The 13856-nt window shown below is 46.2% G+C and carries 11 protein-coding genes and 2 tRNA genes; all 13 read right to left on the minus strand.

Going from position 1 to position 13856, the window contains the following annotated elements; all coding sequences use genetic code 11:
- Positions 1-7: 7 nt before the first annotated feature.
- Positions 8-835, minus strand: coding sequence for a hypothetical protein (locus HZ297_RS01820; protein WP_178861265.1), 828 nt, complete (start codon positions 833-835; stop codon positions 8-10).
- Between the two features lie 9 nt (positions 836-844).
- Positions 845-1996 carry a restriction endonuclease subunit S gene (locus HZ297_RS01825; RefSeq protein WP_178861266.1) on the minus strand — a complete coding sequence of 384 codons (1152 nt, stop codon included), beginning with the start codon at positions 1994-1996 and terminating at the stop codon, positions 845-847.
- Positions 1996-3570 carry a type I restriction-modification system subunit M gene (locus HZ297_RS01830; protein ID WP_178861267.1) on the minus strand — a complete coding sequence of 525 codons (1575 nt, stop codon included), beginning with the start codon at positions 3568-3570 and terminating at the stop codon, positions 1996-1998. Before HZ297_RS01830 ends, HZ297_RS01825 begins: the two co-directional genes overlap by 1 nt.
- Before the next feature lie 358 nt (positions 3571-3928).
- Entirely contained in the window at positions 3929-5578 is a 1650-nt protein-coding gene (locus HZ297_RS01835) for a hypothetical protein (protein WP_178861268.1), read from the minus strand.
- Positions 5571-6653, minus strand: coding sequence for a PriCT-2 domain-containing protein (locus tag HZ297_RS01840; protein ID WP_178861269.1), 1083 nt, complete (start codon positions 6651-6653; stop codon positions 5571-5573). The genes HZ297_RS01835 and HZ297_RS01840 overlap by 8 nt, the downstream gene beginning before the upstream one ends.
- Complete coding sequence (locus HZ297_RS01845; RefSeq protein WP_178861270.1) at positions 6650-6844, minus strand: helix-turn-helix transcriptional regulator; 195 nt, start codon at positions 6842-6844, stop codon at positions 6650-6652. Before HZ297_RS01845 ends, HZ297_RS01840 begins: the two co-directional genes overlap by 4 nt.
- A gap of 297 nt (positions 6845-7141) precedes the next feature.
- Positions 7142-7218 (minus strand) — tRNA-Arg (locus tag HZ297_RS01850).
- Between the two features lie 91 nt (positions 7219-7309).
- Positions 7310-7403 (minus strand) — tRNA-Ser (locus tag HZ297_RS01855).
- Positions 7404-7570: 167 nt separating this feature from the next.
- The gene (csrA, locus tag HZ297_RS01860; RefSeq protein ID WP_178861271.1) at positions 7571-7777 is read right to left on the minus strand and encodes a carbon storage regulator CsrA; all 207 of its coding nucleotides are present in this window, start codon (positions 7775-7777) and stop codon (positions 7571-7573) included.
- 170 nt (positions 7778-7947) lie between these two features.
- Positions 7948-9174, minus strand: a complete 1227-nt coding sequence (locus HZ297_RS01865; protein ID WP_178861272.1) for an aspartate kinase — start codon at positions 9172-9174, stop codon at positions 7948-7950.
- A gap of 36 nt (positions 9175-9210) precedes the next feature.
- Positions 9211-11802, minus strand: coding sequence for an alanine--tRNA ligase (gene alaS / locus HZ297_RS01870; RefSeq protein ID WP_178861273.1), 2592 nt, complete (start codon positions 11800-11802; stop codon positions 9211-9213).
- A 69-nt stretch (positions 11803-11871) separates the two neighbouring features.
- Entirely contained in the window at positions 11872-12507 is a 636-nt protein-coding gene (locus tag HZ297_RS01875; protein ID WP_343034750.1) for a regulatory protein RecX, read from the minus strand.
- Between the two features lie 23 nt (positions 12508-12530).
- Positions 12531-13586 (minus strand): recombinase RecA, encoded by a 1056-nt coding sequence (recA, locus tag HZ297_RS01880; protein ID WP_178861274.1) that lies wholly within the window; start codon positions 13584-13586, stop codon positions 12531-12533.
- Positions 13587-13856: the final 270 nt, after the last annotated feature.

The following is a 13856-nucleotide window of genomic DNA, read 5'->3' on the forward strand; positions in this document are numbered from 1 at the left end:
ATAATGATTACTCTTTAGGCTTGGCCATATAGGAGAACTTATCACTAAATAAAGTCATCTCATGGTCTTGTGGCATTTCAGGATAGTTCAACGATGGAACCCCGTGCAAATCAACCAAGGCATGAACTTCACTATCAATCCCAATACTTTTATTTTGCAAAAGACTGCGAAATCCTATCTTGAAATCTTCTGGCTTATCCCACACTAACCAAAATCCAAGGGGAAGAAACTTTATGACGTGCCCAAAAATAGATTTGCCTGTCCCCAAAATCCCTTTTGCTACATTTTTCATAACGACCTGATTGTTTGAAGGATACAACCAATAGTAAATTTCTAATGAATCTGGCAACGGCAAAGTTTCATCTAGGAAATATTCTCTCATAGCAGATGACATAGGTGCGTCTACCAACCCAGATTGAGCTTCATCAACTGCAATGGCGGCCAAGACATGCCCAACCACAGACCTCGCTACCCTTTGGGGTTTGATATCTACACCAGTTACTCGTGGCAACACAACCAAATCACGACTTTTCCCTAAAGCTAATCCGGTTATCGCATTAGAAAATTCAACTAATGAAGGGTCATACTCCGTCCCGAGTAAGTGACTATTACAGTTGGTACATATCGTCTGAAAGTGAGTCCCTCCTTGGGACGTAGATTTTTCACTGCTATGCTGTAAAAGAGTTTTCAGCTCAACACTTTTCAGGTTATTACATTTTTTGGGAGGTACGTGGTCTCTAGTTAATTTGCCATAATCGCCACAGATAACACAGTAACCTTCTTTAGGCCCTCGTGTGGATATTCTTCGTCGTAATCTATCAGAATAATTGCCCATACCACATGCCTACACAAACATCTTCTGTAACAAGCCTTTTTTAAAGGTTTTGGTTTGTTCAAGTTCTACCCCAACCTGGTAGATTTTTTGGTCTAGGGCGGTTAGAAAGTCAGCGATTTTTTGCTGCTCACTAATAGAAGGAACTGGTAGTTCAAGCTCTTTGATAATCTGAGCAGACAAGTTCCCTTGACCACCTTGTAAATATGTAGATAAAATTCTTTGCTTACTAAATCTTAGCCAACTAAAAATGTAACTCTTAACTTGGTCAGTTCGAATACATAAAACAGCCTGGTTTATGGCTCCTTTGAGCTTTGATATAGCAACCTCACCACTTGTTGCACCGTATAGTGCATACAAGATATCACCGACATCAATCATCTTTGCTGATGATTCTTTTAAGGCTTTTTCTGTAATATATTGTTCTGTTCGTTCTGAAGCAATTTCTCCAGATTTAACAAAAGGGATATTTCCTAAATATAGCTTTTTATTCGTACTTGAAGGAGTACCACCAGAGAAAAATGAGGCTATTTTTTTCAGTTTGACTGTCTTCCACTCAGGATAATCATTCCCTTCATCATCTTTAAAGCGGATTTGTTGGGTGAAGATTTGTTGCATGACGCCTTTTTTGTATTCGGTGAGCAGGCGGTGTTTTTCGGTGAGTTGTTCGATTTTTTTATCGACCGAACTTAAAAAATCAGCGATTTTTTGTTGTTCTTGCTCACTGCAAAAATTAGCTTTAACCCTCTCTATTACATCAACGGAAAGTCCCGGTTGTGCTTGCCCCGTAGCAAACCTATTAAGATGCAATCTATCCAATTGATAGTAAAGATAAAGTGGAGTGTGGCCTTTTTTGGGAGTTACCGTGACTGCGTGTTCAGTCGCATGAAATTTCCCATGAGCTAATTGAATATTTCCGCAAAGTGCGCCTTGCCGTCCAATTAAAGGAAACAGACCTTCATGAGTAAAGGATTTGGTGTAGCCACGTAAGCCATTGCCACCATAACAAGGAAAGGTTTCATCAGATGCCTCATCGAAAATATTTTTTGCAGCGACAAACTTTCCAGCTTTTAATTTACAAACCTCAAATAAGGGCTTCTTAACCCAATCATCTTGAAACTCAGAAAACCTTAACTCAGGGACACTTCTCTTTACTGCATTCATTAAAATGGCGCCTCAATACCCAGTTGTTTGCAATAGTCAGCAATCACCGCATCGGTTTGCTTCATGTCTTTATCGATGGTTTTGATTTGTGCGGTGACGGCAGCAAGGTCAATCGGCTCTTCTTCCTCAAAGGTATCAACATACCTTGGAATATTGAGGTTGTAGTCGTTCTCTTTGATTTCACTTAATGGTGCGACGTAGCTGTATTTCTCAATCGTTTGACGGTTGTGGTAAGTCTGAACAATCTTTTCAATGTGCTCAGGTTTTAGGACGTTCTGGTTTTTGTTTTTCTCAAAGTCATTGGAGGCATCAATAAACAGAATGTCATCGGGATTGGTGCGGCACTTTTTGAACACCAAAATACAGGTTGGAATTGAGGTGCCGTAGAAGATATTGGCAGGTAAACCAATGACGGCATCCAGATAGTTGCGGTCTTCAATCAGATATTGGCGAATATGCCCTTCTGCCGCACCACGGAACAAAACGCCATGCGGAAGTACGACTGCCATAGTGCCGTTATCCGCCAGGTGATGAATCATGTGCTGTACAAAAGCAAAGTCGGCTTTGGTTTGTGGAGCGAGTTTGCCGTATTGCGAAAAACGGTCATCACTTAGAAACAGTTGATTGGCTGACCAATGCGCAGAGAATGGCGGATTGGCAACAATCGCTTCAAACTGCATGCCCAAATGCTGGGGATGTTCTAGGGTGTCGTCCTGTTTGATGTCGAACTGTTTGTAGTTCACATCATGCAGAATCATATTCATGCGTGCCAAGTTATAGGTGGTACGATTAAGTTCCTGACCATAGAAATGACCGACTTCGTTGACCTCTTTGGCCACGCGCAGTAACAGCGAGCCAGAACCGCAAGTTGGGTCATAAACGGATTTGAGATAACTCTTATCGTCGGTGACGATTTTAGCCAAGATGGTAGAGACAGTTTGCGGAGTGTAGAACTCCCCTGCTTTCTTACCTGCACCGGAGGCAAATTGGGCAATCAGGTATTCGTAGGAATCACCCAACACATCGGCATTGGCGTTTTCCAATTCGAAATCGACCTTATCCAAGTGTGATAGGATTTTAGCGACTAGCTCGTTCTTCTGTTTTTCAGTCTTGCCGAGCTTGGTGGAGTTGAGGTCCAGGTCTTCGAAGAGCTTGTTGAAGTCATCCTCGGACTCAGTACCCATGGTGGACTGTTCAATATTGTTCAGGATATTTTGCAGGTCAGCCAGGATGAAATTATCGGATGCCTCGCCTTCTTTGGACGCGCCCTTTTTGGCAATGGCTGAAAAGAGTTCAGAAGGCTTTAGGCTATAGCCAAGTTTCTCAATCGCTTCTTCAGAAACAGCGGTGACAATCTCTTTGCCATCGGCACTGTTTTCATCAATATCAGCGTAGCTTAGTCCATCTTCGGCCAACAGACTGTCGGCATACAAGCAAAGCTTTTCAGAAAGATATTTGTAAAAGATGAAACCAAGAATGTAATCACGGAATTCATCCGCATCCATCTTGCCGCGCAAGGCGTTGGCAATATTCCAAAGTTGTTGTTCGAGGAGTTTCTTTTCTTCTTCTGACATAGTTCTCTAGCTTGATTAACTTGTTCTGACGGGGATAATTATTTTTAATGAAGATGAATTATAAGTAACTTGACGAATTCATAAAAAGTTTTTTGAGATTCTTTGAATGCCTCCCCCTCCTAGGTACATCATTTTTAGATATGAGAGTTAGCAATCTGACCTGACAAGATATTCGTCGGCTAGTAGTTTAATTAGTTTATTTGTTTAAATTCCAAGATGAAGGTACCGTACAAACACCCCGCATTTTTCTTGGAATTTTTCTGAAAAACCTACCTAATGTCAGAATTAAACCAATTAAACTACCTAAAACAAAAAGGGGCCATACAGCCCCTAGATATCCAAATATCAACAACCCAGACTAACTTGTCACCATCTTTTCAACACGCCAAAGCATCTTGTTACCCTCCTTCGTTACAGAACGCAACACTAAATCCTTAACCTGCCTATCCTTTCGATATGTTAGCAATCGTCCAATTGAGCGTGAATTGAGCTTATTATTTGTCCAATCTACTAAAATATCATGTAAATCTGTGCAACTTTCAGAACCGCCCGAAGAATTCACAGAATCAACAAGCTGACGAGAGGAAAATACATTACCGTTATAAATCGCATCCACTGCCACCAACAATTCATACAATGCTTCTTGCTCAGGGTCACTCTTCTGAGCTCTATCAAATGCATCCATTGGGTCATGCTTCAGCCATGTCCAGTTATGTTTTGCCAGCCACGCCACGGGCTGTCTCACAAGACTATCCCACTCTTCAAATGATGCAAGACTTCCGATAGAGTAAACACCATTTTTATAATCCGAACTAGTTAACCACGCTTTTACAATCGTTAGTCCAGCCGCAACCAATTTGATACGATTAGTTTTGACGTACTGAACAGGGTCAAAATCAAAGCGTCTTTTATATGGTTCCGGAGTCTTGGGGTCAATTCGGATAATTGGAATACGTCTTGGCATGTCACCAGCCAGCACAACATTATTTCCGGTCATTAGAAACAGTAAATTTACTGGCAGTGTTTTTGTCTGACTTTCACCCAAAACCCTATCAGTTAAAGATGAAGATGTCATCGCAGCTGCAAGCGCGGGACTATCGAACTGACCAACTACATTGTCCAAAATAATTGTTTTAACTCCTCTTAACAACTCTGCGAATAGGCGTTTGCGATTCTCGTCATCGCTTTTAGAGGCAATATACGGTAAGACGCTTGGACTCTCGGTTTCTGGATACATTAATGAAGCAATCGCCGTAGCCAGAAGGGTTTTACCGGAAGCTTGGTAAGGAGCATCAATTGCAAAGCCCGGACTAGTCGCTAAAACGGGTCGCATAATCGCGCTTAACAGTGCCGTCAAAAGTAATTCTTTGTCTAAATCATTAGCAAATGTGAAGTCTTTAAAAGGAAACATGACCTCTTTAAGAGCACAACTAATCTCTTTTTGCGTTAGAACATCGGGGACATTAAAGTCTTTAACACAATACTCTGTTAAGAAAAGACCCGTCTTTGAATCGTAACCAGGATTGCGCAAAAGAGAACCATCTTTTCGCAGAACTGGAGCAGAGATAACACCTCTCAATTTCTTGAGGCCTCTTTGACTTCCAAGACTCAGTAGTTGCTTAACCAACTTTACGGGTGGATCTATATATTCTTTAACTGTCTCTTTTTTTACCCTTTTTTCGATGACAAATTGAATATTCTCACCCAACCAGTATGCAAGTAAATTTTCATTTTGCGGTTGCACCGATAAGTCTTTAATCACAACCAGCTGTTCGCCTAAATCAAATACATTTTGATGGTCTTTTAAAATTTCAATAGTTGCGTTGACAGCCTGACTCATTTTTCCATCAGCAACAGTGATAAATGGCTTAGATTTTGCCTGAAGCTTTGAATCATTAGACGCTAAAATGTCTTGTCTATTCAGTTCAGCATCCGCTAACAATGCCTGTCGAATTGGCAATACCGTGGCATAAATCGATTCAACTTCATTATCCAAAAAATTATGCATACACAACCTCCTCACTGACTTTCAAATTCAACCTGTTAAAGTCATTCCAATCAGTACCTTTTTCTCCATGCTTAAAATAAGGGATAAAGAGTTTGCCTTTGACTGCAGCTGCCGCATCCATCGCGGCTTTCAAGCCTGGATTAGCCGGATTTTGATGGTCGTTATCACCAGCAATCACTAACAGAGCATCTGGAAATGTCTTGCGTAAAAACTTACTGACTGATTTAAGATTGTTCGATGTAAAACAACACACAACAGTACAGCCCTGAGCTTGATGCTCTGCCAAACTGGCGCTCGTTGCATACCCCTCGCAAATAAAAATCACTTCTGAACCTACCCATTGAGTGACAAAAAAACCACCGCCGATTTTGCTGCCTTTGAAGAAGGACTTCTGGCCATCAGGTGAAATCATCTGCACGCTTTGCAAGTCTGCTTCAAAAGGAGCAACCGTTCCGTAAATCGGGATTATCAACTGATTCTTGCGACCGGCGAAGTCACCTACAAAAATCTCACCTTTACATTGCACCTGTTTGCTCAACAAATAAGGATGCTCATCCGTGGCGGGGTTGAAACAGCTTAGAATTTTAAAAAGCCGTCCAGCGACTTCGACGTATTGCGCTTCCTTGCCCCCTTCATCGACAGTCGCCTCGTCTCGTTTTTTAAGATTTGACATCTGTCTTTGAAAGGTCGCGTCTCTGGCAAAAACCTGATACCCATTCTCTTTTGCCATGTAGTACAGCGTTCCGATTGAGATTTGGCCATCTGAACGGATGCTTTTCCACGTCGATTCAAAATCCTTGGCAATATAGCTATCTGAACCCGCAGACCAATTCCGAGTAACCTCTTTGGCGGCATCGCCAAACTCACTTTTGATGGCCATCATTACCTTGACCCAATCCGCTCTAGGCATGCCTGGGTCTAAGCAATTCAACATGTCATCTGCCTGCTCTAAAGAAAAACCTGGCATCTTTTGATTTTGAATGTTAATATTTTTTTGCACTTTGAAAGAACTTTGCTTGCCGGCATCCACTTCTGTTAAAGTGCAAATCTCTTTTTCTAGTATGTTTGTACTCATACACTGTTCCCTCTTGCTATTCTGATTTTGCTATCAATCCACTCATTCACTTCAGAAAAAATCCAGAACGAACTACTTCCCAGTTTAATTGGCGCTGGAAATTCAGACGTCTTCGCTAGAGCGTAAATCTGAGATTTACTCATGCTTGTAATTTGAACAACATCACGAATTCTTATTAATTTTTTAATCATCTTTAAAATCTCCTTAACAAACACAGAATTAATAGACGAGTACCAGTTAGATAATCGCTTAATTCATAAGTTAGAGATTTAGAATTAAAAAAACGAGCGTTTTTTTAAAATTGTGTGCATTTGAAGAAAAAAATTAAAAATTTAATCAAACCTGCATCAAATGAGTGGAAATAGAAGAAAAGAACAAAATTGATTGCGTAAAAAAGAGAGACGAGAAAATTTACGGTATCTTTTACGGTATATGAATGCCGTAAAAACAAAAAAGGCCAAGTAATTCAATTACTTGGCCTTTGAATATGGCGCGCCCGAAGGGAGTCGAACCCCTAACCGCTCGGTTCGTAGCCGAGTACTCTATCCAATTGAGCTACGGGCGCGTTGTTTGATGTGGCGTATTATAGAGCTTTTTAATTAGCTGTCAACTCTATTTTTACCGTTTTATTTCAACTTTATGCAACTTGAAATAAATGGCGGAGACGGAGGGATTCGAACCCTCGATAGAGCTACAAACCCTATGCACCCTTAGCAGGGGTGTGCCTTCAGCCAACTCGGCCACGTCTCCGTTCAGGCGCGTATAATACAGTCTTAGGCGGGCGTTGTAAACCAAAAAGACGATTTTATGGGGATTTTTTTGTAGTGACTAATAAAGCCTTAAAAGCCATTATCACCGCCGGACATAATGGACTTCACAACAATAAAGCGTTCAAGCAATTTAAAACGCCGAAAGCATCACCTTCCAACAATCGAAAATTCGACCAACTCATTTTTAACCGTTTCCGTCTGAGGCTTCAGCAACAGCTCTTCACGATGAATCGGCACCTCTTGCGGCGCTTCGATGCCAACACGAACCTGCCCGCCTTTCACGGCCAGAATGGTTAACTTGACGTTGTCACCAATTAATAAGGATTCGCCTTCCCTGCGAGTAAGCACAAGCATTGTCTATTCCTGCTATCATTTAGAATGAGTGACAATCAGTGTATGCTTATTTTTATGCCTATATAATTCAGTTTTTTTATTTTACCCGATAAGTAAGCCTAACACTCGAAACCTCTTATCAGGCATAAAAAAACCCGCCGGAGCGGGTTTTCATGAAACCAACAAGAATATCACTTGTCCAGTTCAAAAGCGTCGTGCAAAGACTGTACCGCCAACTCCAAATACCGCTCTTCAATCACCACTGAAATCTTGATTTCAGTCGTGCCGATCATCTGGATATTGATATTGTTGTCCGCCAAGGTCTTGAACATACGGCTGGCGATGCCCGCGTGCGACTTCATGCCCACACCGACCATCGAAATCTTAACGATTGAATCGTCAGACAACACTTCGCGTGCGCCCAGTTTATTGGCTGTGCTTTGCAGCAGTTCCAAAGCCGGTGCCAAGTCGCCGCGCGCTACGGTAAAGGTAAAGTCTGTAGTACCGTCAACACCTTGGTTCTGGATAATCATATCGATATCGATATTCGCATCCGAAATCGGCCCTAAAATCTGATAAGCCACGCCCGGCTTGTCAGGCACACCCAAAATCATCAACTTTGCTTCATCGCGGCTAAACGCAATACCGGAGATCAGAGGTTTTTCCATCTCGTTGTCCTTAAAATTCTCTTCTGAAGTAATGAGGGTACCGCCACCGTCTTGCATCGAAGACAGTACACGCAACGGCACATTGTATTTGCTGGCAAACTCTACCGAACGGATTTGCAATACTTTGGCGCCTAAACTGGCCATTTCCAACATTTCGTCGAACGTAATGCGATCCAGTCGTTTCGCTTTGGGCACCACACGAGGATCGGTGGTGTAAACGCCGTCCACATCCGTGTAAATCTGGCACTCGTCGGCATTCAAGGCCGCAGCCAGAGCCACCGCAGTCGTGTCCGAACCACCACGCCCTAACGTCGTAATATCCCCTTCCGGCGTCACGCCCTGGAAACCGGCAACCACTACCACTTTACCGGCATTCAGCTGATCGAAAATCTTCTGCGAATCAATCGCTTCGATACGCGCTTTGGTATGTGCCTCATCGGTTTTGATCGGCACCTGCCAACCGGTATAAGAAACGGCCGGATAACCTTTCTCCTGCAACGCCATGCTCAGAAGGGCGATCGTGACCTGCTCACCCGTCGTCAACAGCACATCCATTTCACGTTTTGAAGGGCGCTTTTGCACCTCATTCGCTAAAGCAACCAAACGGTTGGTTTCACCGCTCATTGCTGAAACAGCGACCACCACCTGGTGTCCTTCATCGACAAATTTGGCGACTTTATTCGCCACATTTTGGATACGCTCAATATTGCCTACCGAGGTACCGCCGTATTTTTGAACAATCAATGCCATGATTTTTTTATGTCTTCTTCGTTATCGCTATACAACTTACTTGGATGAAACCCAAGCTTCCACCGAAGCCAACGCCTCATCCAGTTTACTTGGATCTTTACCGCCGGCCATCGCCATATCCGGACGCCCGCCGCCTTTACCGCCAACCTGCAGGGCAACATGATTGACCAGCTCGCCGGCTTTGAAACGATCGGTCACCGACTTGCTGACGCCGGCCGCCAAACTGACCTTATCGCCTTCTACCGCCGCCAGAATAATGACGGCTGGTTCCAACTTGTCTTTCAGCTTGTCCAGCGTTTCGCGCAGGGTATTGCTATCCGCGCCTTCCATCTTCGCCGCCAGCATCTTCACGCCGTTCACTTCCTTGGCACTGCCGGCCAAATCCGCGCCTTGCGATGCCGCCATCTTGGCTTGCAACTGTTTCAGCTCTTTTTCCAGCGTGCGGTAATCGGCCATGACCTGATTCACTTTGTCGGCGACCAGGTTTTTATCGGATTTAACGGTTTGCGCGATCTGCTCCAGACGCGCTTCGTCTTCGTAGATCATCGCCCAGGCTTTTTCGCCGGTGGCCGCTTCGATACGACGCACCCCGGACGCGATACCGCTTTCCGAAACAATACGGAAAGGCCCGATTTCGCCGACCGATTTAACGTGCGTTCCGCCGCACAGCTCGACCGAGAAATCCCCCATATCGACCACGCGGACGATATCGCCGTACTTCTCACCGAACAACGCCATCGCACCCATCGCCTTAGCCGATTCGATATCCATCTCGTTAGTGCCAACCGGATTGTTCAGCATGATGTTTTCATTGACCATCTGCTCGATCTTGCGCAAATCCGCCGCACTGATCGGCTCAAAATGCGAGAAGTCGAAACGCAGGCGATCCGGACTTACCAAAGAACCTTTCTGCTGCACGTGCGTGCCTAAGACATTACGCAGTGCGGCGTGCAACAAGTGTGTGGCCGAGTGGTTCTTCTCGCTGGCGCGGCGATCCTGGATATTAATCTTGGCGTGAATGGTTTGACCCACGACAATCGTGCCCGTCGTGGCTTTGCCGTGATGCAGGAAAAGCTTGCCTTGCTTATGCACATCATCCACATGGAAACTGTGCATGCCTTCGGTCAAACTGCCGCTGTCGCCGACCTGACCGCCCGACTCCGCATAGAACGGCGTCTGATCGAGAATGATGATGGCCGCTTCACCCTCAGTGATGCTCTGCACCGATTGCCCGTCCACAAAGATAGCCAAAATCTTCGCATCCGCCTCGTCGTTCATATAACCGATAAACTGGGTTTCACCTTCAAAATCCACACGGCTTTGCGCAGTACCGGCAAAGCTGCTGGCCGAACGCGCACGCTCACGCTGCGCTTCCATCGCTTTTTCAAAACCGGCTTCATCCACGCTCAACCCGCGTTCACGGGCCACATCGGCCGTCAAATCCACCGGGAAACCGTAGGTATCATACAATTTGAACGCCATCTCGCCTTCAATGACCGTTCCCGTCATCCCGGCAATGTACTCTTCCAACAGCTTCATGCCGTTTTCCAGGGTTTCGGCAAAACGTTCTTCTTCCAGCTTCAATACACGCTCTACGTTAGCCTGTTCCGCTTTCAATTCCGGATAGGCCGCCCCCATCTGCTCGACCAGTGTGCCCACCAGTTGATGGAAGAACGGCTGGCTTTGGCCCAATTTGTAGCCGTGGCGAATCGCACGGCGGATAATGCGGCGCAATACATAACCGCGCCCTTCGTTGGACGGCATCACACCGTCGGCGATAATGAACGAACAGGAACGGATATGATCGGAAATCACGCGCAACGAGCTGTTGGTCAGGTCTTTTTCACCGGTCAGTTCGGAGGCTTTTTTCACCAACGCCTGGAACAGATCGATGTCATAGTTGTTATGCACACCCTGCATGACCGCCGCCAGACGCTCCAAGCCCATTCCGGTATCCACCGAAGGTTTTGGCAGCGGCGTCAAAGTGCCGTCGGCCGAACGGTCGAATTGCATGAACACCAGGTTCCAGATTTCGATATAGCGGTCGCCGTCTTCGTCAGGTGACCCTGGAGGCCCGCCGGCGACATCCGCACCGTGGTCATAGAAAATTTCGGTACAAGGACCGCAAGGACCGGTATCCCCCATTGACCAGAAGTTGTCTTTGGCGCCGCAACGCGAGAAACGTTCGGCCGACACACCCACGTCTTTCAACCAGATGTCTTCGGCTTCCTTGTCCTCTTCAAAGACCGTGACCCACAACTTCTCTTCTGGCAGCTTCAGCTCTTTGGTCAGGAATTCCCACGCGAAGGCGATCGCCTCATGCTTGAAATAATCGCCGAAGCTGAAGTTACCCAACATTTCAAAGAACGTATGGTGACGCGCCGTGTAACCGACGTTTTCCAAGTCGTTGTGCTTGCCGCCGGCACGAATACAACGCTGCACGGTGGTCGCACGATTGTAGTCGCGCTTTTCCAATCCCAGGAAGGTATCCTTGAACTGCACCATCCCGGCATTGGTAAACAACAGCGTCGGGTCATTGGCTGGCACTACCGGGCTCGAATGAATCGCGGTATGCTGCTTCTTCACAAAAAAGTCTATAAACGCTTTTCTGATTTCTGCACTGGTCATAGGGTTAAAACCTTAAAAATGTATAAATCAATTCTGAACAATTCTGTTGTCAGCCCGCCCAACGGCAAACTAACGGAACACTTTCCAAATCCACTCGGCCGGAAAACCGCGGCTTTGCAAAAAACGCATACGCTTGGCCTGCTCATTGCGATTGGCGGGCTTATGCACATCGCCGTATTTTTTGATGAGCGCCTCGCGCATCACCTCCAGCCAATCGGCCTGGCCGATATCCAGCCCGGCCTCAATCGCACCGCTATCGCTGCAAGCCTGCTGCAGTTTCTGACCGATTTTCAAAGGCCCCTGGCCTTTGTCCATCATCGATGCCACCGCCTGCTCGATATAACGCTCGTCACTCTGCCAGTTCTGCTCTTTGCAGTACGCCAGCACCTCGTCAACCAGTTCGGCGACCCGGCCTGTTGAGTTTTTTTCGGCGTTTTTTTCAAGTTCGGCAACATCGGCATTCTGTCCAAACCGCACAAACTTCTGCAGCAGTTTTTGCCGCAGTTCCTTGGCGCCGTGCTCGCGTATCGCCAGGAGCGCGACCGCTTTGGCTTCAATCTGCTGCCTTAGCGCTCGCTCCAGCGTTGCCGCTTCCTCGCCATCGTCAAACGGATTGTCGCTAAAATAATCGGTCGCACCTTGCGGTTGCCCGGCATTGTCCGACAGCAAACCACGTTCACGCAGAAAGGCTTCGGCCTCTTTCACTTATCCCTTCCGTATGGACCGGCTTATTCAGCCATGTCCAGGAAATCGCTCTCGGCGTTTTCAACCATTGCACTGGCTTTACCGCCGCGTGCCGGCATCATATTGGTCTTGATCTTCGCCATCAGTTCCTGGGCAACTTCTGGATTGTCGATCAGATATTGACGCGCATTGTCTTTACCTTGACCGATCTTGCTGCCGTTGTAGCTGTACCAGGAACCTGACTTCTCGATCAGTTTCTCCTGCACACCCAAATCAATGATTTCGCCTTCGCGGGAAATACCCTGACCGTAGAGGATGTCGAACTCCACCTGTTTGAACGGAGGCGCCACCTTGTTCTTGACCACTTTCACGCGGGTTTCGTTACCCAGCACCTCTTCGCCTTTTTTGATCGCACCGATACGGCGGATGTCCAGACGAACCGATGCATAGAATTTCAACGCGTTACCGCCGGTGGTGGTTTCCGGGCTGCCGAACATCACGCCGATTTTCATACGGATCTGGTTGATGAAAATCACCAACGTATTGGTGCGTTTGATATTGGCAGTCAACTTACGCAGCGCCTGCGACATCAAACGTGCCTGCAGACCTACGTGGGAATCGCCCATATCGCCTTCAATTTCCGCTTTAGGCGTCAAGGCTGCGACCGAGTCGACCACCACAATATCCACCGCACCGGAACGCACCAGCGCATCGGTGATTTCCAGGGCCTGCTCGCCGGTATCCGGCTGCGACACCAACAGGTTGTCGATATCCACGCCCAGTTTTTCGGCATAGATCGGATCCAGCGCATGTTCGGCATCCACAAACGCCGCGGTACCGCCGGCTTTCTGCGCTTCGGCAATCGCATGCAACGTCAACGTAGTTTTACCGGAAGATTCCGGACCGTAGATTTCAACGATACGGCCGCGCGGCAAACCGCCTATGCCCAACGCCATATCCAAGCCCAAAGAACCGGTTGAAACCGCCTCTATATCACGCGATACGGTGCTGTCGCCCATGCGCATGATCGAACCTTTACCAAACTGTTTCTCAATTTGGCCCAAAGCGGCGGCCAGTGCTTTTTGCTTATTCTCATCCATCTTTCTACGGTCCTTTACCTTGGCTTTTTTAAATTTTTGCCCATTCTTCAGGCTAAAAAAGCGCGGCTTTGACGTCTTTAGCCGCGCTTTTTTATGATTCCGTCAGCAAATAAAAAACCTGACATTTATCAGGTTTTAGAAAACTTTCTCAAGTCGATATCAGGTCTATAATTAAGTCGATTTTGCCCTCGCCTTTTGACGAGACTTAAGCGCCTGAATAACCGCGGGATTATCCCATAATTCGCATTTAAATCCTAGCAGGGCAATAAA

This window comes from Thiomicrorhabdus cannonii (assembly GCF_013391695.1).
GTDB lineage: Bacteria > Pseudomonadota > Gammaproteobacteria > Thiomicrospirales > Thiomicrospiraceae > Thiomicrorhabdus > Thiomicrorhabdus cannonii.

Excerpts from the sequence above, each read along its gene's own strand:
- HZ297_RS01820 (WP_178861265.1), bottom strand. The coding sequence starts at position 835 with ATGGGCAATTATTCTGATAGATTACGACGAAGAATATCCACACGAGGG.
- HZ297_RS01825 (WP_178861266.1), bottom strand. The coding sequence starts at position 1,996 with ATGAATGCAGTAAAGAGAAGTGTCCCTGAGTTAAGGTTTTCTGAGTTT.
- HZ297_RS01830 (WP_178861267.1), bottom strand. The coding sequence starts at position 3,570 with ATGTCAGAAGAAGAAAAGAAACTCCTCGAACAACAACTTTGGAATATT.
- HZ297_RS01835 (WP_178861268.1), bottom strand. The coding sequence starts at position 5,578 with ATGCATAATTTTTTGGATAATGAAGTTGAATCGATTTATGCCACGGTA.
- HZ297_RS01840 (WP_178861269.1), bottom strand. The coding sequence starts at position 6,653 with ATGAGTACAAACATACTAGAAAAAGAGATTTGCACTTTAACAGAAGTG.
- HZ297_RS01845 (WP_178861270.1), bottom strand. The coding sequence starts at position 6,844 with ATGATTAAAAAATTAATAAGAATTCGTGATGTTGTTCAAATTACAAGC.
- csrA (WP_178861271.1), bottom strand. The coding sequence starts at position 7,777 with ATGCTTGTGCTTACTCGCAGGGAAGGCGAATCCTTATTAATTGGTGAC.
- HZ297_RS01865 (WP_178861272.1), bottom strand. The coding sequence starts at position 9,174 with ATGGCATTGATTGTTCAAAAATACGGCGGTACCTCGGTAGGCAATATT.
- alaS (WP_178861273.1), bottom strand. The coding sequence starts at position 11,802 with ATGACCAGTGCAGAAATCAGAAAAGCGTTTATAGACTTTTTTGTGAAG.
- recA (WP_178861274.1), bottom strand. The coding sequence starts at position 13,586 with ATGGATGAGAATAAGCAAAAAGCACTGGCCGCCGCTTTGGGCCAAATT.